A 19,661-nucleotide genomic window follows, 5' to 3' on the forward strand; every position below is an offset into this window, starting at 1 on the left:
TCGCAAGAGTGCCGAGGCTCTCGCCAGAGGGGCCCGGACCAACGGGTTAGCCCGCAGATGGGGATTCACTTTTCTGTCGTCAAGGGCAGCCTGAACTCGCCTTTTCCATCGGAACGCGACGGCGAGCCGATCCGAAAATCTGTGAGCGCCGAGGATAGCTTCGTCTAGGATATGACGAGCTCGACGTCGCAACGGCGCAGCTGAAACTGCTTCCCGAAGGTCTAAGGCACCTGCGAGCGCTGATATCAGCGGCAAGAGGGTGACCGTGGAAATCTGTACGCGGATTTTATCCGGGCGACGCGCAGCCGAACAGGCGCGTGTGGCCTTCGCAAACATGACAGTATTTTCGACGCAGCGTCACGCCCGCTGACAACTTCATCTATCCGTTAAAGTGATCCTTGCGTTTGTTGGTTCCAACCTCCTAAGTAACGCCAAACGAAACAGATGCAGAACAGCCGTAACGGGACCACGGTCTTTCAGCAGGAACCGGAATTTTCTGTTGTGGCCAATTCAAAATCTGATTTACTGACACTTCGCTGTTTGGCTTTGAGGGGGATATTGCCGATGGTGTGGACACGCAGGGATGTGTTACTTGGTGGTTTGGCTTTACTTGGCACCGGCGCGGTCCAAAAGCCGGCATTCGCCCAGGCGTCTTCCTATTTTGCCGGCACCGCCGTCGACAATGGCGTAACGTTCCGAAGGACCAACTTCGCCAAGATCGATAAGCGGTGGCACCGCCAGGTTGTCAAATACTTCAGCAGCGAGCCGATCGGCACCGTTGTTGTCGATACAAGGCACCATTTTCTCTACTTGATCATGGAGAACAAGACAGCCATCCGCTACGGCGTCGGCGTCGGCCGCGAGGGCTTCAAATGGTTTGGCCGCGCCACGATTGATCGCAAATCACTTTGGCCGCGCTGGACGCCGCCGCCGGAGATGCGCAAGCGCCATCCCGAACTGCCCGAATTCGTGGCGGGAGGCTCACCGAAGAATCCACTCGGCCCCCGCGCCATGTACCTGCTTCGCGACGGCGTGGACACCGGTTATCGCTTCCACGGAACGCTGGAGCCGGCAAGCATCGGCAAGGATGCCTCCAGCGGCTGTATCCGCATGTTCAACGAAGACGCCATCGATCTTTACCAGCGTTGCCCCGTCGGCACCGCTGTGCAGGTTCTGCCGCATATTGCCGACCAGGCTGAAAATGCCGTTCAGGTTGGCGAAATAGCCCCGGTCCAATAAGGAATATCATCCAGATGTCTTCAACGATCGGATACGCGAGGAGCGTTGTTGCCGCGGCCATGCTCTTGGTGCTTGCCGCCTGCACAACCACCAATATCGCCTCCATGGAAGAACCTGCCGCCGCCCCGATGACCGGTCAGACCAACGATCCCGCGCCAGGTTTCGAGAATATCACGGCTGGCAGCGAAGAGGATTTCATCCTCAATGCCGGCCGACGGATCTACTTCACGCAGGATTCCGCCACGCTCGATTCCGTAGCCATGGCGACGTTGGATAACCAAGCCACTTGGCTCAACAAGAACCCGAATTGGCTGGTCAAGCTGCAGGGATTTGCCGACGATTCCGGTTCCGCGTCCAAAATGGTGGCGCTGTCGCAGAAGCGCGCCGATGTGGTGATGGCCTATCTCGCCTCGAAGGGCGTGGACGCCAGGCGCATGTGGGCCAAGGGTTACGGCAAGGACCGCGAAGTCCGCGACTGCGCGGAGCGCTCGTGCAAGGTGCAGAACCGGCGCGTTGTCTCCAATCTGCGCACCCAGCGCGATGATGAAGGAGCTTGACACCGGACCGGGCCTGCGGCTTCGCACCTGCCCGTGACGTGATCGCAAAGGAATACCGACCGTGGCCAGCAAGCCGAAATGCCGTTCTGGATGGGCGGGTCGTCCGGCGGACCGGATATTCTTTGAAACGAAGCCACTTAGAGGTCGGTTTCGACCTAACAGCGCGAATATGCTGCCAGACCTCCCGCCTGTGGTCGTGACATCGGCAGCTTGAGCCGGATAGTATCTCTTGGATCAACAGTTCGCGAGCGGCAACGGGGGTCGCCGCGAATTCTTCTCGAAACTCGTGCGAACCATCAGCGATCGCCCATAATGGGAAGAACACATCGATAGCTGCGGCGAGTTCAGGTTCGAGCCCGCCTGCGATGCCTGTCGCGCGGGCTTTCATGCAATCCATCAAGCCACTCCTGCACCTCTGCCTCAGCCCGCTCCAGAGCGCTGTAGTTCAGGAGTTTGCGCAAGAAAGCGACCGCAACGGCGCGGGCGCGGAGATTGAAGCGGCCGTCCTCGTGGTCGTCGCCGGCGGTCTGGTAGACGTCCAGCTTGTCGTAGAGCTGCTGCAGGCGGTTCTGCACGCTGCGCAACGAGAGGCCCCGACGCTTGGCGATGGCCCGGTCCGTGAGGCCCAGCGCGATGTCGACGAGGATCTCGTATTCGGAATCGGTGAAGCCGTTCGTCTGGCCGAGGCTCTTCTGCTGCAGGCCCCGCACCTCGCGGTCGATGACGCACTGGCTCTCGATGAAGATCGATCGTAGCGCCAGCTTCAGCCGCTCGTCGGAGGCGGATTTGAGCACATAGCCATAGGCGGCACCGTCCGGCACGATGCGGGAGACGCCGCGCACATAGGCCTCGTCCGAGTAATTCGACCAGAACAGGATCCGCGTCTCCGGCCGCTCCTTCCAGATCGTGCGCGCCGCCTCGATGCCGTTGCGGCTCGCCATCTGCAAGTCCATGACGATATGCGCCGACTTGTGGTCGCGGGCGAGCTTCTCGCCGACGGTTCCGTTTTCCGCCTCGATCACCGTATCGCATTCCGGCAGGGCCGCGTTGACCGCCTCGTGCAGATAGGACCGGTGCAGCGGGTCGTCCTCGACGATCAGAACCTTCATCGTGCCCTTCTCCTCAGTTTGACCCGCTCGCCGGGTCGTGCGGCACGAGCGGCAGCACGACGCGCACCACAGTCCCGCGATTGTTGTGGCCAGGCCCGGTCGTGAAGCGCGCCGAGATGAGCCGCGCACGGGTCTTCATGTTGTCGATGCCTCCGCCGATCCGTCCCCGCGTCTTGGCGAGCCCGCTCCCGTCGTCGGAGATTTCGATCGACAGCCGATCGTCGTCGACCTCGAGCCGAACCATGACAGCCAGCGGGGCGGCATGGCGCACCGCATTGTTGATCGCCTCCTGCGCGATACGGAACAGCGCGACGCTGACAGTCGGTTCCAGTCGCTCCAGTGCGCCGTGCGTCTCGTCGACGAGGCCCCATTCGATGCCCGATCCCGTGTCGCGGGTCGATCGGTCCAGATGATGCTCGATCGCTTGGGCGAGGCCGAAGAGCTGGAGCACGGAGGGTTTTGCCTGCTCGATGATTTGCCGCAGATCCTGCATGCAATGCTGGAGGGAGCGGGAGACGGGCTCCAGCGCCTCGGGCGCCACCTCGGCGTTGCGCGACAGCCGATCGATCCGGCGGGCGAGCCGCGTCAGGTCGGCGAGCGTCTGGTCGTGCAGGTCCATGCCGATCCGCTGGCGTTCCTGCTCCAGTGCTTCGGTCAGCTTCAGCGCGCCTTGTCGCAACCCCTCCTCGCGGGCGCGGGCCTCGGCCTCCACGATGGCCGAGCGCTGCGCCTGCTCGGCCGCCTGCAGCGCGAAGAAATAGGGCGTCAGCAGGTCGGCGATGATGCGGGCGCGTTCGATATCCTCCATTGTGTAGACATCTGCCCTTTGCGACGAACAGGAGAGCGCCGCGATGATTGTGCCCTGGACCTTCATCGGTACATGCAAGCGGCTCCTCAGCGACTGTTCGACGATCGGCCTCTTGAACGCGCCCTCGAAATGGAAACGCGGGTCCGTCATGGCGTCGTCCGCCAGAAGAAAGTCCACCTCGCCCCAGAGCAGCGAGCGGATGGGGCTGTTGACCACCGGCGCGCCGGCAAGGTCGCCCCAGGCAGTCTCGATGCCCGTCTCGTAGGCGGTGTGGTAGTTGCCGCCCTCAAGAAGCACACAGACATCGAGATGATCGTGCGGGATGATATGGGCGACCTCGGCCGCGACTGAACGGATGGCCGAGCGGAAGTCGAGCTGGCCGGCGAGCAGCCGGGAAATGCCGAGATAGTGGTCGAACATGGCTGCGGGTGCGAGATGCAGCATTGTCATTTCCTCCCCCAGACGGCAGCAGGCTCCTCAACCCGCCGCGATCGCTTCGCAGTAAGCGCCCGCGGAAGTGCCGCCGTCTTGCGGAAACCCGCAGCTTGTTGCGCAAAACCCGCAAACGACTTGCCGCCTTGCCCCTATACAGGCCGGTCGATCTCCCGCATCCTGCCCTTACTGAGAGGAGGATGCTCAGTGCAAGAACAATTTTTCACTCGAACCCATTTTGGGCAGGCAGGAGTGAAGCGATCCGCTGACCGGCGCGATCATGAGGGAGAGAGACATGACAATCCGCAAGATGCTTCTGGCATCGGCCGCTATAGCTTGCGCCGCGATGCCCGTTTCCGCCTTTGCCGAGACGTCGGCAAAGAAGATCGCCCTGTCCAACAACTATGCCGGCAACTCGTGGCGCCAAGCCATGCTGACGAGTTGGGGAAAGGTGACGGGCGAAGCCGTGAAGACTGGCGTCGTTGCCGCAGCCGACGCTTTCACCACCGCCGAGAACCAGGCGACGGAACAGGCCGCGCAGATCCAGAACATGATCCTGCAGGGCTATGACGCGATCGTGCTGAACGCCGCCTCGCCGACGGCGTTAAACGGCGCGGTCAAGGAAGCCTGCGACGCCGGCATCACCGTCGTTTCCTTCGACGGCATCGTCACCGAACCCTGTGCCTGGCGCATCGCCGTCGACTTCAAGGAAATGGGCCGCAGCCAGGTGGAGTACTTGTCGAAGAAGCTCCCAGACGGCGGCAACTTGCTCGAGATCCGTGGCCTTGCCGGTGTCTTCGTCGACGACGAGATCTCGGCGGGCATCCACGAGGGCGCCAAGCAGTTTCCGCAGTTCAAGGTAGTCGGCTCCGTTCACGGAGACTGGGCGCAGGACGTGGCGCAGAAGGCTGTTGCCGGCATCCTGCCAAGCCTGCCCGACATCGTCGGCGTGGTGACGCAGGGCGGCGACGGTTATGGCGCGGCCCAGGCGATTGCCGCGACCGACCGGAAGATGCCGATCATTGTCATGGGCAACCGCGAAGACGAACTGAAGTGGTGGAAGGAGCAGAAGGACGCGAAGGGCTACGAGACCATGTCCGTATCCATTGCGCCGGGCGTCTCCACGCTCGCCTTCTGGGTCGCCCAGCAGATCCTCGACGGCAAGGAGGTCAAGAAGGATCTCGTCGTACCCTTCCTGCGCATCGACCAGGACAATCTCGAAACGAACCTCGCCAATACCCAGGCCGGCGGCGTCGCCAACGTCGAATACACGCAGGAAGATGCAGTCAAGGTCATCGAGTCGGCAAAGTAAATCTCCCGGCGACTGCCGCGCGGCCGCAAATGGCTGCGTGGCATTCTTTGCGAGCAGGCGGGCAGCATGAATGACGTATTGAAGGCCGTGATCGCGGTCGATGGCGCCAAGGTGAGCTTCGGCGCGGTCAAGGCACTCGACGGCGTGACGCTCCATGTCATGCCGGGCGAATGCGTCGGGCTCGTCGGACATAATGGAGCTGGCAAGTCCACGATCGTCAGCGTGATCAACGGCGGCCTCACACCGCACGAAGGAAGCGTCGCGAGCGACGGCGAGCGGCTGGAGCGCTATGGCATCAATGTCGCACGTGCCCACGGCGTGCGTTGCGTCTTCCAGGAACTTTCGCTCTGCCCCAACCTTTCCATCGTCGAGAACGCGCGCATCATGCATCGCGATCTCGGTGGCTTTGGGTGGCGGAGGCGCGCTGCAAAAATCATTGAGACGAGCCTCGACACCATCTTTCCCGGCCATGGCATTGATAGCACTCGGACCGTGGGAGATCTCTCGATCGCCGAGCGGCAGATGGTCGAGATCGCCATGGCCTTTTCCGACGCCGGCACTCCGCCGCGGCTTGTGATCCTCGACGAACCGACCTCGTCGCTCGATGCAAGCCTTGCTCGCCAGATGCTCGACTATGTCCGCCGCTTCGTTGTCGCGGGCGGGTCCGTCATCTTCATCTCGCATATCCTCCACGAGATCCTGGAAACCTCCGACCGCATCGTCGTCATGAAGGACGGCCGCGTTGTCGCCGAACGTCCGGCGCACGGCTTCGACCATCATGGCGTCGTGGAAGCCATGGGCACCGTTGCGAAAGAGGAGACCGGGCAGCGCTCGGCGCGCGAACAGTCCACCGCTCCGCTCATTCTGTCTCATCAGGCAGCGGGTCTTCCCTTCATGGCGCGCAAGGGCGAGATCATTGGACTGGCGGGTCTGGCGGGTCACGGGCAGACCGAGCTCCTGCTCGCCCTGCATGCCTCCCAGTCCGGCAACTGGCTGCCCGAGCGTGATCCGCTCGTCACCTTCGTCGCCGGCGACCGCCGCCTCAACGGCGTCTTCGAGCTGTGGAGCATCCTGCGCAACTTCTCCATCGCATCGCTCGGCGACCTGTCCCGGCGCGGCCTCATCCTCACAAGCGAAGAGGCGACCAAAGGCGCCGACTGGAAGCGGCGGATCGAGATCCGCACGCCCGATATGGACAACCGCATCCTGTCGCTTTCCGGCGGCAACCAGCAGAAGGTACTCTTCGCGCGCGCGCTTGCGACGCGCGCTCCGATTGTCCTGATGGACGATCCGATGCGCGGCGTCGACATCGGCACCAAGCAGGAGGTCTACGCGATCATCCGCGAGGAAGCGGCCCACGGCCGCACCTTCATCTGGTACTCGACGGAGATGGACGAGGTCCGCCTCTGCGACCGCGTCTACGTCTTCCGCGAGGGCCGTATCGCGGCCGAACTCGCCGGCGACGCCGTCAACGAGGCGAACATTATCGCCGCCTCCTTCGAGGGGGTCGCCGCATGACGTTCCGGCTTTCGTCCGACGCCATGCGTCTTGCCATTCCCGCCCTGTCGCTGACGATGCTGCTCGCCGCCGTCTTCTGGCTGCAGCCCCGCGCCATGAGCTATGTCGGACTCAACCTGCTGTTCAACCTGGCTGTGCCCATCGCTCTCGCGACGATCGCCCAGATGCTCGTGATGGCCGTGAACGATCTCGATCTATCGATGGGCACCTTCGTCAGCTTCATCGCCTGCGTCGCCGCGACCTTTCTGCGGGATGCCCCCGTGACCGGCGTTCTGATCCTTGCCGGCGCGATCGCGACCTATGCGGGGCTCGGCGTCGTCATCCATCTGCGCAACCTGCCGTCCATTGTCGTGACCCTCGGCATGAGCTTCGTCTGGGGCGGCCTTGCCGTACTGCTGCTGCCATCACCGGGCGGGCAGGCGCCAGACTGGGTGCGCTGGCTGATGACCGTCAAGCCCCCGTTGGCGCCGATGGCTATCGTCGCCAGCATCGTCGTCGCCGCCGTCGCCCATCTCGTCGTCATGCGGTCCTCGCTCGGCGTGCTTATCCGCGGCATCGGCGGCAACCAGCGCTCTGTCGAGCGCGCCGGCTGGTCGATTGTCGGGGCGCGCGCCGCCGCCTATGGCCTTGCCGGCTTTTTCGCGGTTCTTGCCGGCATTGCCCTCGTCGGCCTGACCACCTCAGCCGATGCTAATATCGCGCTGCGCTACACGCTGCTGTCGATCGCCGGCGTGATCCTCGGCGGGGGCGAGTTCATCGGCGGCCGCGTCTCCCCTATCGGTGCCGTCATCGGCGCGCTGACGCTGACGCTCGCCGGCTCGTTCCTGTCCTTCCTACGCATCTCGCCGGACTGGCAGATCGGGGCTCAGGGCGCGATCCTGATCATTGTGCTTGCGCTCCGCCTGATGCTGAACCGCCTCGAGAAGCGGGAGAAACGCCGATGATCCTGCTCCTGCGCCTTTCCGGCAAACCCTGGATCTGGTCGTGGCTTGCCGCCTTTGTCGTGTGGTTCCTGACGATCATGGTGACGCTCGGCGCCAGCACGCTCGGCCTGTCCCAGGCCGCGCTCACCTTCGCGGCCTTCTCGGTCATCGTCGGGATCGGCCAGATGTTCGTCATCACGCTCGGTCCCGGCAACATCGATCTCTCGGTTCCCGCCACCATGACGCTTGCCGGCACGGTGGCGCTAAAGCTTATGAATGTCGAAAACGGCATGATCCTGCCTGGCCTTCTTGTCGTCATCGTCATCGGCTTCGTCGTCGGCCTCTGCAATTACGCGCTCATCAAGGCGCTACGCATTCCGCCGATCATCGCGACGCTTTCCATGAGCTTCATCGTGCAGTCCGCCGCGATCTGGACGAATCGGGGATTGCGCATCAAGCCTCCGAGCGTGCTTGCGGAGTTCACCACGTCGAACACGCTCGGCGCGCCGAACGTGGCGATCGTCGCGCTCCTCATCTCGATCCTCGCCTGGTTCCTGCTCGAGAAGACGATCTACGGGCGCTGGATCTCGGCGATCGGCCAGAGCATGTCGGCCGCGCGCATGGCGGGCATACCGGTCGACGGCACGCGCTTCGTAACCTACCTGTTCTGCGCCGTGCTCGCATCGGTCGCAGGCTATCTGCTCGCCTGCTTCTCCGGCGGCGCAGCGCTCAACATGGGCTCGGAATATCTCCTGATGTCGATCGCCGTCGTCGTCATCGGCGGCACGGCGGTCGCCGGCGGCGATTCCAACGTGCCAGGCATCTGGGGCGCATCGCTTTTCATGTTCCTGGTCGTTTCCATGCTCAACACCTACGGGCTCGGCGCGGGCATCCGCCTCATCATGACCGGCCTCATCATCATCAGCGTCATCATGCTCGCCGGCGGTCGCCGGCCTGGCATGCGATAAACGGAAAGAGCGTCATGGCCGAGGCCGACATCTACGAAATCCACGACCCGCGCTTCCGACAGATGATCGTGATGAGCGCCGGTCTCGAGGAACTCTATTCCGGCTGCCGCTGGGCGGAGGGGGCCGTCTGGTTCAACGACGCGAACCAACTTCTGTGGAGCGACATTCCCAACCAGCGCATGATGCGATGGACACCCGAGAGCGGCGTCTCCGTCTATCGGCAACCGTCCGACTTCACAAACGGCCATACGCGCGACAGGCAGGGACGGCTCATCTCCTGTGAGCATGGTACGCGCCGCGTCACACGCACCGAGGTCGATGGCTCGATCACCGTTCTCGCCGACCGTTTCGAGGGCGCGCGGCTCAATTCGCCGAACGACGTGGTGGTGAAGTCCGACGGCACGATCTGGTTCACCGATCCTACCTACGGCATCATGTCGGACTACGAAGGCCATCGCGCGGAGCCGGAGCAACCGACCCGCAACGTCTACCGGCTCGATCCGACAACCGGCGAGCTTGCGGCGGTCGTCACGGATTTCATCCAGCCGAACGGCCTTGCCTTCTCGCCCAACGAGACAATCCTCTACGTGGCCGATTCGGCAGCAAGCCATGACGAAAACCTACCGCGTCACATCCGCGCTTTCGACGTGGTCGATGGCAGACGGCTCGCAAACGGCCGTGTCTTCTGCCTCATCGACAACGGCATTCCAGACGGCATCCGCACAGACGTGAACGGAAACCTCTGGTCGAGCGCCGGTGATGGCGTGCATTGCTTCGACCCGACGGGCAAGCTGATCGGCAAGATCCGCGTACCGCAAACCGTCGCGAACCTCACCTTCGGCGGGCCCAAACGCAACCGGCTGTTCATCGCGGCAACCCGCTCGCTCTATGCACTTTACGTCGCTGTGACCGGCTCTCAGCTGCCGTAGGATCACGATATTGCCTTGACAGGATTTGAACCAAAGACCGGTCATTCCAGACGATGATGGTGGACCGGATCGTTATCATGCGTAGGGCCGGCGGATAGCACACGTCAAATGAGATACAGTCATCGACTGGCGTAAACTGCTGCCTTACCCATAGACTTCAACCAGACATCACCTTGGGCAGAGACACAGACGCCCGCAACCCCGGCCACGTCTGCGCCGGCCGGTTCTTGGAAAGTACGATATCTCCACCGTGGTGGCGCACGATGGCTCGGGCGATCGAAAGCCCCAGCCCGACGCCGCCAGTCTCGCGGCTGCGCGACTGCTCCAGGCGGAAGAAGGGCGCGAACACCTGTTCGGTTGCGTTTTCAGGAATGCCGGGGCCGTCGTCCTCGACGACGATGTCGATCGTCGTCGGCGTATGAAGGAGATGGACCCTGGCCTCGCCGCCGTAACGGAGCGCGTTTTCGACCAAGTTGCGGATGGCCCGGCGCAGGCCTTCGGGGCGGCAGCGATAGTTGATCTTCGCGCCTTCGGAAAATTCCACGTTCTGCCCTAATTCCGCAAGGTCGTCGCAAAGGCTTCCAACAAGCGCGTTGAGCTCGACCGTCCTGGTTTCCTCGACGGTCGCCTCCCCTCGAGCAAAGGCAAGCGTCGCCTCCGTCATCGTCTGGATTTCGTCAATCGTCGCCAGCATCCGTTGCTGTACGTCGGGATCGGAAACGAATTCGGCGCGCAGACGCAAGGATGTCAGCGGCGTACGCAGGTCATGGCTGATCGCCGCAAGCATGCGCATCCGGTCCTCAACGAAACGGTGCAGCCGCGACTGCATCCGATTGAACGCCTCCGCTGTCTGGCGGATGTCGTCGGGCCCGGATTCGGGTAGCTTCTCCACGGTCTCGCCCCGCCCAAGAGCCTCGGCGGCCGAGGCAAGCCCTCGCAGCGGCCGGGTAATGCGATTGGCAGTGAAGACACCGATGATCGAAAGGACGATAGCCGTTATCCCGAGCGAGAACAGCGATTGCGTGTTCCAGAGCGTGCTCGGCATCACCTTGTGATAGGCGGAATTCAACCAGCTTCCGTCGCTCAGCCGGACGGCAAGCCCCATTCCGTTCGTTTGATCGAAATAGAGGAACTTGGCCGGATGCGGCAGGGACCACGGTCCAGACGCCAAGGTGCTCCAGTCATCGGAAGCGTTTGCGGCCGCGAAGAGGCCGGGTTCATAGCCAAGCTTCGCCGGCAGGTCCTTCGGCACCTGCCAGTTCCGACGCGACGCGGGCAGGTTCGGTAATGGTTCTGCAAGCTGTGCTAGTGCCACCGTCCGCCACTGGTCAGCGTCGGCCGGATCGCCGGCGGAAATCCAGAAGCGCGAATAGCCTGTTCCACTGGCAAGCAGGACGTCCTGGCGAAGGGGAACAGGCAGGGATTCGAGCAGCCTCGCAAGCGATGCGGTGCGGCTGAAGAACTCGCCCTTAGCGGCCGCCCGCAGGGCCTTGTCGCGCTCGTCCCAGGAGATAAGGAATGCAAGGGCCTGCGATATAACGAGCGCAAGCAGCATGAAGCCGATGAACTGGGCAGCAAGGCTCCTTTTCCACCATCGCGTCATCCGGATGCCACCTCCGCAGAAAAGCTGTAGCCGCCACCCCAGTGGGTTTTGATGATGGCGGGATTCTTCGGATCGAACTCGATCTTCTTGCGCAACCGGCTGACCTGGTTGTCGATGCTGCGATCAAAAAAATCTGCGGTGCGGCCGACGGTCAGATCGAGAAGCTGGTCGCGGCTGAGGACGAGGCCCGGATGTTCCAGGAAGGCCTTTAGCAGGCGAAACTCCGCGGTGCTGAGCGCGATACCGACGCCGTCCTCGCCGATGAGTTCCCGGCGCCCGACATCGAGCCGCCATTGATCGAAGGTCACGGTTTTCGCCTTGATCGTCTCGCGCTGCTGCGGCGGCAGGCTATTGACCCTGCGCAGCACCGCCCTAATGCGCGCCAGAAGCTCACGCGGGTTGAAGGGCTTGGTGAGATAGTCGTCGGCGCCGAGCTCCAACCCGATGATGCGGTCGGTATCGTCCGCCATCGCCGTCAGGAATATGATCGGTGTCTCCAGTGTGCCGCGTAGCTGGCGACAGACTGACAGTCCATCCTCGCCCGGCATCATGACATCGAGAACGATCAGGTCGGGGGCGCCGCGTTCGACGATTCGCCGCAGCGCCGCGCCGCTTTCGGCGACGCTGACGTGATAGCCCTGTTGGGAAAGATACTTGCCGACAAGGTCACGGATGTCCCGGTGATCGTCTACGACGACGATATGGGGTGCCGATTGCATAGAGCGCCTCACGCATGGAATGAAGACATGAACGGCAATATAAAATGGCGGAAAAATCCCGGCATCTCGAAAAGTGTATCAAAGTTTGTCAAAACCGGCGATCCGGTTACCTGGCAAATTTCCCGCCCTTCCAAGGAACGGCCTGAACCGGCGTATCCGTCTTCGGTCCGGCCCCCCAAGCGCGTATGGATGCATATCCGGACTGCTTGAGACATTTCGCGACAATTTTCCTGCCCGTCTGGCACATCTCTGCGACAAACCGCCCCTAGCCTGCAAGCATCGAAACGATCTGCAGCGAAGCAGCCGTTCATCTGCATCCGGGCGATCCCAAAGATGCAAGACGCAATGACGTAAGGATTTTCGATGAAACCAATCTGTCTCGGTTCAATGCTGGTGTTTTCGCTATCGCTCGCGGCTGCAGGCCAAGGCCTGGCGCAGGAGCCGGTCAATCCGGAGGGCGAAAGGCTATTCCGCACCCGCTGCGGCACCTGCCACAGTGCCAACAGCGGCGAAAACCGGATGGGACCGCATCTTTCCGGCCTTCTCGGCCGGTCGGCGGGAACCATCGAAGGCGCACGTTATTCGAAAGCGCTCGGCGGGTCCGGCATCGTTTGGGACGAAGAGAGGCTGCAGGCCTTTCTCGCCAATCCACGGCAGGTCGTTCCCGGCACGACGATGACCGTGAGTATTCGTGACGAGGCGCAGCGATCGGCGATCATCGCCTATCTGCGGAGCCTTTCCACCGCCAACTAGGGCGATGCGCCAGGCGGGGAAAGACGGAGCGGAAGCTCCGGTAGCCGCCCGAGATCGGACCGTCCGTCTCAGGCAATTCAAACTTCAACCAGAAGTGAGGCATCCATGAAGAATTTTCTCATCGCATTCGCAGCCTCCGTCGGCTTTCTTGCGGCGGCAGGCACTGCCTTGGCTCAAGGGTCCGGTTGCACGCGGCTCCAGTCCGCCAGCTCGCAATCGCAGCCGGTTCCTCCGGCCGACCAGTCCGGATCGGACGCGCAGCGCAACGCCGGCTGACCAGGATACCACACCTGCATCCTGATCGAGCGGTGTGCGATGGCGGGCAAACCGCCATCGCATCTGGGACTCTCTTTTAAGAGATTGGAGCATGTCATGGTTCAATTGACCATTAACGGCGTGGCCCGCGATATCGAGGTGGATCCGGAGACGCCTCTTTTATGGGTCTTGCGTGAACAGGCCGGCCTGACCGGCACGAAGTTCGGCTGTGGCATTGCGCAATGCGGCGCATGCACAGTGCATATCGACGGCGTCGCCACACGCTCCTGCGCTATGCCGGTCAGCGCGATTGACGCCAACCAGCAGATCGTCACGATCGAAGGGCTTTCCCCGGATGGCTCCCATCCGGTCCAGCAGGCATGGCTCGCGCTCGACGTGCCGCAATGCGGCTACTGTCAGGCCGGCATGATCATGGCGGCCACCGCCCTGCTGAACACGACCCCGGATCCGACGGATGACGATATCAACGCGGAAATCACCAATATCTGCCGCTGCGGCACCTATAACCGGGTGCGGGCTGCGATCAAGCTCGCCGCTGCAAACAGCAGTGCCGCGCAGAAAGGCTAAGGGTAGGACGATGAATGTGGTCACGCTATCACGCCGCAAGTTTCTCATCGGTACGGCCGCGGCGGCCGGCGGATTTTCACTTGGCTTTCAGATTCCGCTGTCGGCAAATGCCGAGCAGGCGCCATCGGATATACTGCCAGAAGTCAATGCCTGGGTTCTGATCCATCCGGACGACACCGTCGTCATCCGCATCGCCCGCTCGGAAATGGGACAAGGCACGCTCACGGGACTGGCGCAGCTGGTCGTGGAAGAGCTCGAATGCGACTGGTCCAAGGTTACGACCGAATATCCGACGCCCGGGGAGAGCCTTCGACGCGAGCGTGTCTGGGGCAGTTTCTCAACCGGGGGCAGCCAGGGGATTCGCGGCTCGCACGAATACGTCAGGCAGGGCGGAGCCGCCGCACGCGAAATGCTCATTGCAGCCGCCGCCAGTACCTGGAATGTCAAGGGTTCCGAATGCTCGGTCCAGAACGGCATCATCACCCATCCCGGTTCCGGACGTACGACGTCTTATGGCGCCGTGGCGGCGCTTGCCACACAGATGCCGGTTCCGAGCACCATCGCGCTCAAGGACCCGAAGGACTGGAAGATCGCCGGCAAGCCGCTTCCGCGGCTCGATACCGCCGACAAGCTCATCGGAAGGCAGATCTATGGCGCCGATGTGCAACTGCCCGGAATGCTGAACGCCGCTGTGAAGGCCTGCCCTGTGTTCGGTGGCAAGATTTCAAGCTTCGATGCCGCCGCCGTCGCGGCGAGGCCGGGCGTGCGCAAGGTCGTGCAGGTCGATGAGGCAACCGTGGCCGTGGTTGCCGAAACGTGGTGGCAAGCGCAATCGGCGCTCAACGCGTTGCCGGTCGTCTGGGACGATGGTCCGAACGCCGCCGTCACCAGTGCCTCCATCGCCGCAATGCTCGCCGAAGGCCTCGATGCCGACGAGGCCTTCGTCGGCACTTCGATCGGCGATGCGCCCGCAGCACTTGAGGGAGCAGCGCGGGTCGTCACGGCAACCTATTCCTTCCCCTATCAGGCCCACGCCACGATGGAGCCGATGAACGCGACGGCGCGATATACGCCAGACAAATGCGAGGTGTGGGTGCCGACGCAAAACGGCGAAAGCAGCCTCGTCAACGTGGCGGAAGCTTCCGGCCTGCCGATCGGACAATGCGAGGTCTACAAGCTGCATCTCGGCGGCGGCTTCGGCCGGCGCGGCGCCAACGAATCCTATGTCCGCCAGGCGGTCACGCTCGCCAAGGAGTTTCCGGGCACGCCGGTCAAGCTGATCTGGTCGCGCGAGGAGGACATGCTGCACGGCTCCTATCACCCGACGACGCAGTGCAGGATGCGGGGCGCGCTTGATGCCGACGGCAATCTGACGGCGCTTCACATGCGTATCAGCGGTCAGTCCATCCTCTCCTCGCTCCGTCCCCAGATGTTTCGTGAAAACGGTCACGATCCCATCGTGTTCCAGGGGCTGAACGCCAGCGGCAGCGAAGGCGTCTTCGGCTACACCGTCGCAAATCTCCTCATCGACCATGCCATGCGCAACCCTCCAGTACCGCCCGGCTTTTGGCGTGGCGTGAACCTCAACCAGAATGCCTTCTACCTGGAAAGCTTCTTGGACGAGCTTGCCCATGCGGCCGGGATTGATCCGCTCGATTTCCGCCGGAAGCTGATGGCAGACCACCCGAAGCATCTGGCGGTTCTGGAAGCCGTTGCCGAACGCATCGGCTGGGACACGCCGGCGCCGCAAGGCATATACCGTGGCCTGGCGCAGATCATGGGTTTTGCCAGCTATGTCGCCGCCGCTGCGGAAATCTCCATCACCGACGGACAGTTGAAGATCCACCGCATCGTCGCCGCGACGGATCCCGGTCATATCGTCAACCCCGCCCAGGCCGAACGCCAGGTCGAAGGGTCCTTCGTTTACGGTCTCTCTGCCTGCCTCTACGGCGAATGCACCATCAATGGCGGCCGCGTCGAACAGGAGAATTTCGACAGCTACGAGGTGATGCGGATGGAGCAGATGCCGGCGGTCGAGACAATCATCATGCCGTCCGGCGGCTTCTGGGGCGGCGTTGGCGAGCCGACCATCGCCGTCGCCGGCCCGGCCGTTCTGAACGCCGTCTTCGCCGCTACAGGCAAACGGATCCGGCAACTGCCGTTCAAGAACAATAGCCCCTCGTGAACAGGGTGCCTTTTATAGGCGTAAAAGGGTTCCCGCAACAAATGCCTTAAGAGCCTCCTTGCGGAACCTCCTCTCGAACCAACCAAGCGAGTTTGTCATGCGCGACGAAGACGAAGATCAAGGACGTGACTATCTGGAAGAGCATCTGGACCGTCGTCGGCACGCTATATCCGACTGCGTCATCGGCCTCGCACTTTTCGCGTTCTCCATTCTGGCGATGGCTATAGGCCTGGACTCCGCGCCGGCGCACACGGCGCCGGCCTCCAGCCGACCCCTGTTGGCATTCGTCATCGCGATGCCCGCAACCCCCTGCATCGACGACAGGATGCCGGCGGGAGGCAGCTCGCAGGCAATGAGATTGCGCCATGTTCTGGACCGGAACATCGACACGACGCTCACCCTTCGCAAGGGGTCGTCGTGATTGACCGCAATTACCACGCTGTAGGGCTGGCGATGGATAAGTGAATGAGCGCGAAACCTCAAATTAACTTCGGGTTGGACCGACATCAAGATTTAATGAAATCGTCGATGCATGCCAACAGTGTGAAAAAAGTTCATGGATGTCGGCAGACTAGGTCACCATCATAAAGCGCATCCAGATTTTGGCTGAAGCGAGTTTGACGAGAGCAAGGTAGTTTTCGCTTCAACGGCAACCACATGTTCCCGATCGTCGACCGGTTCGGCATCGGCTACGTCACCATGGATCAGGTGCGCCAGCACTGTGCCGATCCCGGAAAGTTCAACGGCTACGCCTGACGCGCCGAAGCCCCCTACCCTCCAACGATTTCGCTGATCTGCACGATGGGCGCGATGTCCGTATAGTTGGCGACGTCCGCGGCGATCTCCGCGCGGTGGGGACCTAACGCCTCCTGGAATACCGCCAGGGTCGGCGAGTAGACGTGGCACGCCGCGACGAACTCCGGCGCGCTTCCAGGTTCGCGACCCGCAAGGCCCTTATCGATCTCGTAGCGCAGGCAGGCATCGCCGAGCCGTTCCTGGATCAGTGGCATGTGGCGGGTGCGGTAGTAATCGTGATCGAACTTCGAGCCGCCATCGGCCGGATAATAGACGCTCATCTTGATCATGGTCGGGCTCCTGCTGAACGCCTCTTCGAGCGTCCGAGGGGCCCTTCTAGCTCACCGACTCGTAAAGCCGCAACCAGATTTTGGCTGAAGCGAGTTTGACGAGAGCAAGGTAGTTTTCGCTGTGCTTTTCGAAGCGGGTGGCGACGGCACGGAAGTGCTTGAGTTTGCTGAAGAAGCGTTCGACGAGGTCGCGGTAGCGATAGAGGAAGGCGCTGCCCGCCTTGCGCCATCTGACGTGGTCGTATACGGGCCGTAGCGCTCGGGAATGTCCGCCCACGGCGAGCCGGTCCGAAGACGCCAGTAAATCCCATTCAGAACACGCCGGTCGTCAACCCAAGGCACCCCGCGCGGTCAACTCGTAGCGAGGCTGGCCCATCAGCAGCTCCCTTCAAGAAGCTTGAATCAGAACCTTGCAGCTACCGCCAGAGTTTATGAGTGCGTGACCTAGAGCCGATTGGCGCGCAATAAGCTGTCACGAGACAAATATCCCGCAAGCGTTCCGTCGGCGGCCCTGACGTGCAGACCCGGCATCTCGCCGGAGAGGATGAGCGCCAAGGCGTCGTGAACCGTGGCATCAGCGGCGATCTCGGCGTCCCCCTCGAACGGTTCCGGTGTGGTCATGATCATCGATACGGGGATCAAGCTCAACCTCTTTATGGCTCGGTCGGGGCCGAGGAAATTCTCGACAAATTCGTTGACGGGACGCGCAAGGACCTCTTGCGGGGTGTCATATTGAAGGAGGCGGCCATCCCGCATGATCGCAATGCGATCACCCATCTTGACTGCCTCGTCGAGGTCATGCGTGACAAGGACCACCGTCTTCTTCACCTTCTTGAGAATATCGCGGAATTCGTCCTGAAGTCGAACGCGGGTGATCGGATCGATGGCGCCGAACGGTTCGTCCATCAGCATGATTGCGGGATCGGCGGCGAGCGCGCGCGCGAATCCGACGCGCTGACGCTGCCCGCCTGACAATTCGTGTGGCAGGCGCTGCCGCATGATGGCCGGATCAAGGCCTACGAGATCCAGGAGCTCGTCAACCCGGCGATCGCTGCGCGCCTTATCCCAGCCAAGAAGGCGCGGCACGGTTGCGACATTGCGTGCGATCGACATATGCGGAAACAGACCAACTTGCTGAATGACATAACCGATGCTGCGCCGTAGTTCCTTCTGATCGACGCGGGCGATATCTTTGCCATCAACCAGCACGCGTCCCGTCGTTGGCGTCTCCAATTGATTGATCATGCGCATGGTCGTGGTCTTGCCGCAGCCCGAAGGACCGATCATGGCAACCGTCGTACCGGTCTCGATCAAGAGATCGAGATTGTCGACCGCACGCTGGCCGCTTGCGTCGTAAGTCTTCGTAACATGATCGAGATGAATCATACTGATATCCGTTTTCGGCCGCTTAGCGCCGTTGGGTGAAGACGCGCTCGAGAGCGCTGAACGCCAATTCCGCAAAGATTGCGAGCAGGGCTATCGGAACCGCTCCGACAAGAAGGCGCGGCATGTTCATGATCGCAATGCCGGCATTGATGAAATCGCCAAGTCCGCCCCCGCCAATGAAGGAGGCCAGCGCCGCACCGCCGATGACTTGGATGGCACTCGTCCTGACGCCTGACAGAATCGACGGAACGGCCAGAGGAAGTTCGATTTCCCGCAGCATCTGCCCGGTGCTCATGCCCATTCCGTTTGCTGCATCGATTACGGAAATGTCGATCTCGCGGATGCCGATGATCGTGTTCAACAACAGCGGCGGCACGGCAAGGACGACGAGGGCGATGATCGACGGCAACAATCCGATGCCGAGAAACGGCATCGTCGCCGACAGGATAGCAAGGCTCGGTATAGAGCGCAGAGCGCCGGCAATATTGACCACCGCAAAGGCGGCGCGAGGTGCCCGTGCGACGGAAAATCCGAGCGGCACGGCAATGACAAAGGCTATGCCGAGCGATAGGACGCACATCAGAAGATGGCGATTGAAAGCGTTGGTGAAGGCGCCGGAGTTGTTGACGATCCAGCTGAATGCATCGATGAGGATCATGCTGCTTTACCTCCACTGCGACGGCGCAGCAGTTTTTCGAACGATGCAAAAAAATAGTCGGCAAAGAGCGCCAGAAATGACGTCAGCAACCCGCCTGCAATGATCTTTTCGGGAAATCGCTGATCGATGCCTTCGAAAATGATGACGCCCAGGCCGCCGGCATTGATATAGGCGGCGACGGTACCGATGCCGATTACCGTCACCATGGCAATGCGGATGCCGCCGACAATATGGGGCATCGCCAGCGGCAGCTCGACTTCCCATATCCGGCGCGCCGTGCCGTAGCCCATGCCATCGGCGGCTTCTAGTATGTCGCGCGGAATAGCCTGGAACCCCATGCCGATGTTGCGGATCAGGATCATCAGCGAATAGGCCGCAAGTCCGGTAATAGCGGGTGCCGCTCCGATACCCATGACGGGAATGAGAAGCGCAAACAGCGCCAGGCTCGGCACCGCGAACAGGATACCGGTCAAGACGACGATAGCTGCAAAACTCCGCGGCCGCCTTGCAGCCCATATCCCGACGATCAGCGAGATCACCAGGGCAATCGCAACTGAGGAAAAAACGAGATACAGGTGCTCCAGCAGTGCTTCGAGTAGCCGGTCGAGGTGTTTAGGGACCCATTTCATCGTCT

General features: G+C 61.9%; 20 protein-coding genes and 2 pseudogenes. 12 read left to right on the forward strand and 10 right to left on the reverse strand.

The window, feature by feature from the left end:
- Positions 1 to 564 precede the first annotated feature (564 nt).
- Together BLP23_RS09420 and BLP23_RS09425 are read left to right on the forward strand one after the other, a co-directional pair.
- A complete protein-coding gene (locus BLP23_RS09420; RefSeq protein ID WP_092584616.1) occupies positions 565 to 1,239 on the forward strand; it encodes a L,D-transpeptidase in 675 nt (224 codons plus the stop codon).
- Between the two features lie 14 nt (positions 1,240 to 1,253).
- Complete coding sequence (locus BLP23_RS09425) at positions 1,254 to 1,796, forward strand: OmpA family protein (protein ID WP_092584617.1); 543 nt, start codon at positions 1,254 to 1,256, stop codon at positions 1,794 to 1,796.
- Between the two features lie 344 nt (positions 1,797 to 2,140).
- On the opposite strand, the gene BLP23_RS09430 is transcribed toward BLP23_RS09425, so the two are convergent.
- Positions 2,141 to 2,905 carry a response regulator transcription factor gene (locus BLP23_RS09430; protein ID WP_092584618.1) on the reverse strand — a complete coding sequence of 255 codons (765 nt, stop codon included), beginning with the start codon at positions 2,903 to 2,905 and terminating at the stop codon, positions 2,141 to 2,143.
- 13 nt (positions 2,906 to 2,918) lie between these two features.
- Positions 2,919 to 4,157, reverse strand: coding sequence for a GAF domain-containing sensor histidine kinase (locus BLP23_RS09435; RefSeq protein ID WP_092584619.1), 1,239 nt, complete (start codon positions 4,155 to 4,157; stop codon positions 2,919 to 2,921).
- 283 nt (positions 4,158 to 4,440) lie between these two features.
- Between BLP23_RS09435 and BLP23_RS09440 the strand changes: the two genes are divergently transcribed.
- The 5 genes from BLP23_RS09440 to BLP23_RS09460 all read left to right on the forward strand — a co-directional run bounded on the left by BLP23_RS09440 (position 4,441) and on the right by BLP23_RS09460 (position 9,795).
- Positions 4,441 to 5,457 carry an ABC transporter substrate-binding protein gene (locus BLP23_RS09440; protein WP_092584620.1) on the forward strand — a complete coding sequence of 339 codons (1,017 nt, stop codon included), beginning with the start codon at positions 4,441 to 4,443 and terminating at the stop codon, positions 5,455 to 5,457.
- Between the two features lie 66 nt (positions 5,458 to 5,523).
- The gene (locus BLP23_RS09445; protein WP_092584621.1) at positions 5,524 to 6,975 is read left to right on the forward strand and encodes a sugar ABC transporter ATP-binding protein; all 1,452 of its coding nucleotides are present in this window, start codon (positions 5,524 to 5,526) and stop codon (positions 6,973 to 6,975) included.
- Positions 6,972 to 7,919, forward strand: a complete 948-nt coding sequence (locus BLP23_RS09450) for an ABC transporter permease (RefSeq protein WP_092584622.1) — start codon at positions 6,972 to 6,974, stop codon at positions 7,917 to 7,919. The genes BLP23_RS09445 and BLP23_RS09450 overlap by 4 nt, the downstream gene beginning before the upstream one ends.
- Positions 7,916 to 8,866, forward strand: coding sequence for an ABC transporter permease (locus BLP23_RS09455; protein WP_092584623.1), 951 nt, complete (start codon positions 7,916 to 7,918; stop codon positions 8,864 to 8,866). The genes BLP23_RS09450 and BLP23_RS09455 overlap by 4 nt, the downstream gene beginning before the upstream one ends.
- A gap of 14 nt (positions 8,867 to 8,880) precedes the next feature.
- Positions 8,881 to 9,795, forward strand: coding sequence for an SMP-30/gluconolactonase/LRE family protein (locus BLP23_RS09460; protein ID WP_092584624.1), 915 nt, complete (start codon positions 8,881 to 8,883; stop codon positions 9,793 to 9,795).
- Between the two features lie 157 nt (positions 9,796 to 9,952).
- Here BLP23_RS09460 and BLP23_RS09465 read toward each other — a convergent pair whose 3' ends face one another.
- Both BLP23_RS09465 and BLP23_RS09470 read right to left on the reverse strand, forming a co-directional pair.
- Entirely contained in the window at positions 9,953 to 11,398 is a 1,446-nt protein-coding gene (locus BLP23_RS09465; RefSeq protein ID WP_092584625.1) for an ATP-binding protein, read from the reverse strand.
- On the reverse strand, positions 11,395 to 12,117 hold the full coding sequence (locus BLP23_RS09470; RefSeq protein WP_092584626.1) for a response regulator: 723 nt from the start codon (positions 12,115 to 12,117) through the stop codon (positions 11,395 to 11,397). Before BLP23_RS09470 ends, BLP23_RS09465 begins: the two co-directional genes overlap by 4 nt.
- A gap of 363 nt (positions 12,118 to 12,480) precedes the next feature.
- On the opposite strand from BLP23_RS09470, the gene BLP23_RS09475 reads away from it, so the two are divergent.
- From BLP23_RS09475 to BLP23_RS09490, 5 genes are all read left to right on the forward strand, one after another.
- Complete coding sequence (locus tag BLP23_RS09475) at positions 12,481 to 12,870, forward strand: c-type cytochrome (RefSeq protein ID WP_324613726.1); 390 nt, start codon at positions 12,481 to 12,483, stop codon at positions 12,868 to 12,870.
- Positions 12,871 to 12,975: 105 nt separating this feature from the next.
- Complete coding sequence (locus BLP23_RS33635) at positions 12,976 to 13,146, forward strand: hypothetical protein (protein ID WP_167363862.1); 171 nt, start codon at positions 12,976 to 12,978, stop codon at positions 13,144 to 13,146.
- Between the two features lie 96 nt (positions 13,147 to 13,242).
- Complete coding sequence (locus tag BLP23_RS09480) at positions 13,243 to 13,713, forward strand: (2Fe-2S)-binding protein (RefSeq protein WP_092584628.1); 471 nt, start codon at positions 13,243 to 13,245, stop codon at positions 13,711 to 13,713.
- Positions 13,714 to 13,723: 10 nt separating this feature from the next.
- The gene (locus tag BLP23_RS09485; RefSeq protein WP_092584629.1) at positions 13,724 to 15,898 is read left to right on the forward strand and encodes a xanthine dehydrogenase family protein molybdopterin-binding subunit; all 2,175 of its coding nucleotides are present in this window, start codon (positions 13,724 to 13,726) and stop codon (positions 15,896 to 15,898) included.
- 97 nt (positions 15,899 to 15,995) lie between these two features.
- Positions 15,996 to 16,319 carry a hypothetical protein gene (locus BLP23_RS09490; RefSeq protein WP_092584630.1) on the forward strand — a complete coding sequence of 108 codons (324 nt, stop codon included), beginning with the start codon at positions 15,996 to 15,998 and terminating at the stop codon, positions 16,317 to 16,319.
- Positions 16,320 to 16,668: 349 nt separating this feature from the next.
- Here BLP23_RS09490 and BLP23_RS09495 read toward each other — a convergent pair whose 3' ends face one another.
- The 6 genes and pseudogenes from BLP23_RS09495 to BLP23_RS09515 form a co-directional block, all read right to left on the reverse strand.
- Positions 16,669 to 16,983, reverse strand: a complete 315-nt coding sequence (locus BLP23_RS09495) for an EthD family reductase (protein WP_092584631.1) — start codon at positions 16,981 to 16,983, stop codon at positions 16,669 to 16,671.
- Between the two features lie 46 nt (positions 16,984 to 17,029).
- Positions 17,030 to 17,188, reverse strand: a pseudogene (locus tag BLP23_RS34390) (IS5/IS1182 family transposase); the annotation flags it as partial.
- 9 nt (positions 17,189 to 17,197) lie between these two features.
- Positions 17,198 to 17,331 (reverse strand): annotated as a pseudogene (locus BLP23_RS34395) (transposase); the annotation flags it as partial.
- Between the two features lie 96 nt (positions 17,332 to 17,427).
- Positions 17,428 to 18,369 carry an ABC transporter ATP-binding protein gene (locus tag BLP23_RS09505; protein ID WP_092584632.1) on the reverse strand — a complete coding sequence of 314 codons (942 nt, stop codon included), beginning with the start codon at positions 18,367 to 18,369 and terminating at the stop codon, positions 17,428 to 17,430.
- Between the two features lie 22 nt (positions 18,370 to 18,391).
- Entirely contained in the window at positions 18,392 to 19,027 is a 636-nt protein-coding gene (locus BLP23_RS09510) for an ABC transporter permease (RefSeq protein WP_092584633.1), read from the reverse strand.
- On the reverse strand, positions 19,024 to 19,656 hold the full coding sequence (locus tag BLP23_RS09515) for an ABC transporter permease (protein WP_028739468.1): 633 nt from the start codon (positions 19,654 to 19,656) through the stop codon (positions 19,024 to 19,026). Before BLP23_RS09515 ends, BLP23_RS09510 begins: the two co-directional genes overlap by 4 nt.
- Between the last annotated feature and the right edge of the window lie 5 nt (positions 19,657 to 19,661).

The sequence above is a fragment of the Rhizobium mongolense subsp. loessense genome (assembly GCF_900099775.1).
Classification (GTDB): domain Bacteria; phylum Pseudomonadota; class Alphaproteobacteria; order Rhizobiales; family Rhizobiaceae; genus Rhizobium; species Rhizobium loessense.

What these genes read in the sequence shown, in the direction of transcription:
- BLP23_RS09420 (WP_092584616.1), top strand. Translation starts at nt 565, where the DNA reads ATGGTGTGGACACGCAGGGATGTGTTACTTGGTGGTTTGGCTTTACTT.
- BLP23_RS09425 (WP_092584617.1), top strand. Translation starts at nt 1,254, where the DNA reads ATGTCTTCAACGATCGGATACGCGAGGAGCGTTGTTGCCGCGGCCATG.
- BLP23_RS09430 (WP_092584618.1), bottom strand. Translation starts at nt 2,905, where the DNA reads ATGAAGGTTCTGATCGTCGAGGACGACCCGCTGCACCGGTCCTATCTG.
- BLP23_RS09435 (WP_092584619.1), bottom strand. Translation starts at nt 4,157, where the DNA reads ATGCTGCATCTCGCACCCGCAGCCATGTTCGACCACTATCTCGGCATT.
- BLP23_RS09440 (WP_092584620.1), top strand. Translation starts at nt 4,441, where the DNA reads ATGACAATCCGCAAGATGCTTCTGGCATCGGCCGCTATAGCTTGCGCC.
- BLP23_RS09445 (WP_092584621.1), top strand. Translation starts at nt 5,524, where the DNA reads ATGAATGACGTATTGAAGGCCGTGATCGCGGTCGATGGCGCCAAGGTG.
- BLP23_RS09450 (WP_092584622.1), top strand. Translation starts at nt 6,972, where the DNA reads ATGACGTTCCGGCTTTCGTCCGACGCCATGCGTCTTGCCATTCCCGCC.
- BLP23_RS09455 (WP_092584623.1), top strand. Translation starts at nt 7,916, where the DNA reads ATGATCCTGCTCCTGCGCCTTTCCGGCAAACCCTGGATCTGGTCGTGG.
- BLP23_RS09460 (WP_092584624.1), top strand. Translation starts at nt 8,881, where the DNA reads ATGGCCGAGGCCGACATCTACGAAATCCACGACCCGCGCTTCCGACAG.
- BLP23_RS09465 (WP_092584625.1), bottom strand. Translation starts at nt 11,398, where the DNA reads ATGACGCGATGGTGGAAAAGGAGCCTTGCTGCCCAGTTCATCGGCTTC.
- BLP23_RS09470 (WP_092584626.1), bottom strand. Translation starts at nt 12,117, where the DNA reads ATGCAATCGGCACCCCATATCGTCGTCGTAGACGATCACCGGGACATC.
- BLP23_RS09475 (WP_324613726.1), top strand. Translation starts at nt 12,481, where the DNA reads ATGAAACCAATCTGTCTCGGTTCAATGCTGGTGTTTTCGCTATCGCTC.
- BLP23_RS33635 (WP_167363862.1), top strand. Translation starts at nt 12,976, where the DNA reads ATGAAGAATTTTCTCATCGCATTCGCAGCCTCCGTCGGCTTTCTTGCG.
- BLP23_RS09480 (WP_092584628.1), top strand. Translation starts at nt 13,243, where the DNA reads ATGGTTCAATTGACCATTAACGGCGTGGCCCGCGATATCGAGGTGGAT.
- BLP23_RS09485 (WP_092584629.1), top strand. Translation starts at nt 13,724, where the DNA reads ATGAATGTGGTCACGCTATCACGCCGCAAGTTTCTCATCGGTACGGCC.
- BLP23_RS09490 (WP_092584630.1), top strand. Translation starts at nt 15,996, where the DNA reads ATGCGCGACGAAGACGAAGATCAAGGACGTGACTATCTGGAAGAGCAT.
- BLP23_RS09495 (WP_092584631.1), bottom strand. Translation starts at nt 16,983, where the DNA reads ATGATCAAGATGAGCGTCTATTATCCGGCCGATGGCGGCTCGAAGTTC.
- BLP23_RS09505 (WP_092584632.1), bottom strand. Translation starts at nt 18,369, where the DNA reads ATGATTCATCTCGATCATGTTACGAAGACTTACGACGCAAGCGGCCAG.
- BLP23_RS09510 (WP_092584633.1), bottom strand. Translation starts at nt 19,027, where the DNA reads ATGATCCTCATCGATGCATTCAGCTGGATCGTCAACAACTCCGGCGCC.
- BLP23_RS09515 (WP_028739468.1), bottom strand. Translation starts at nt 19,656, where the DNA reads ATGAAATGGGTCCCTAAACACCTCGACCGGCTACTCGAAGCACTGCTG.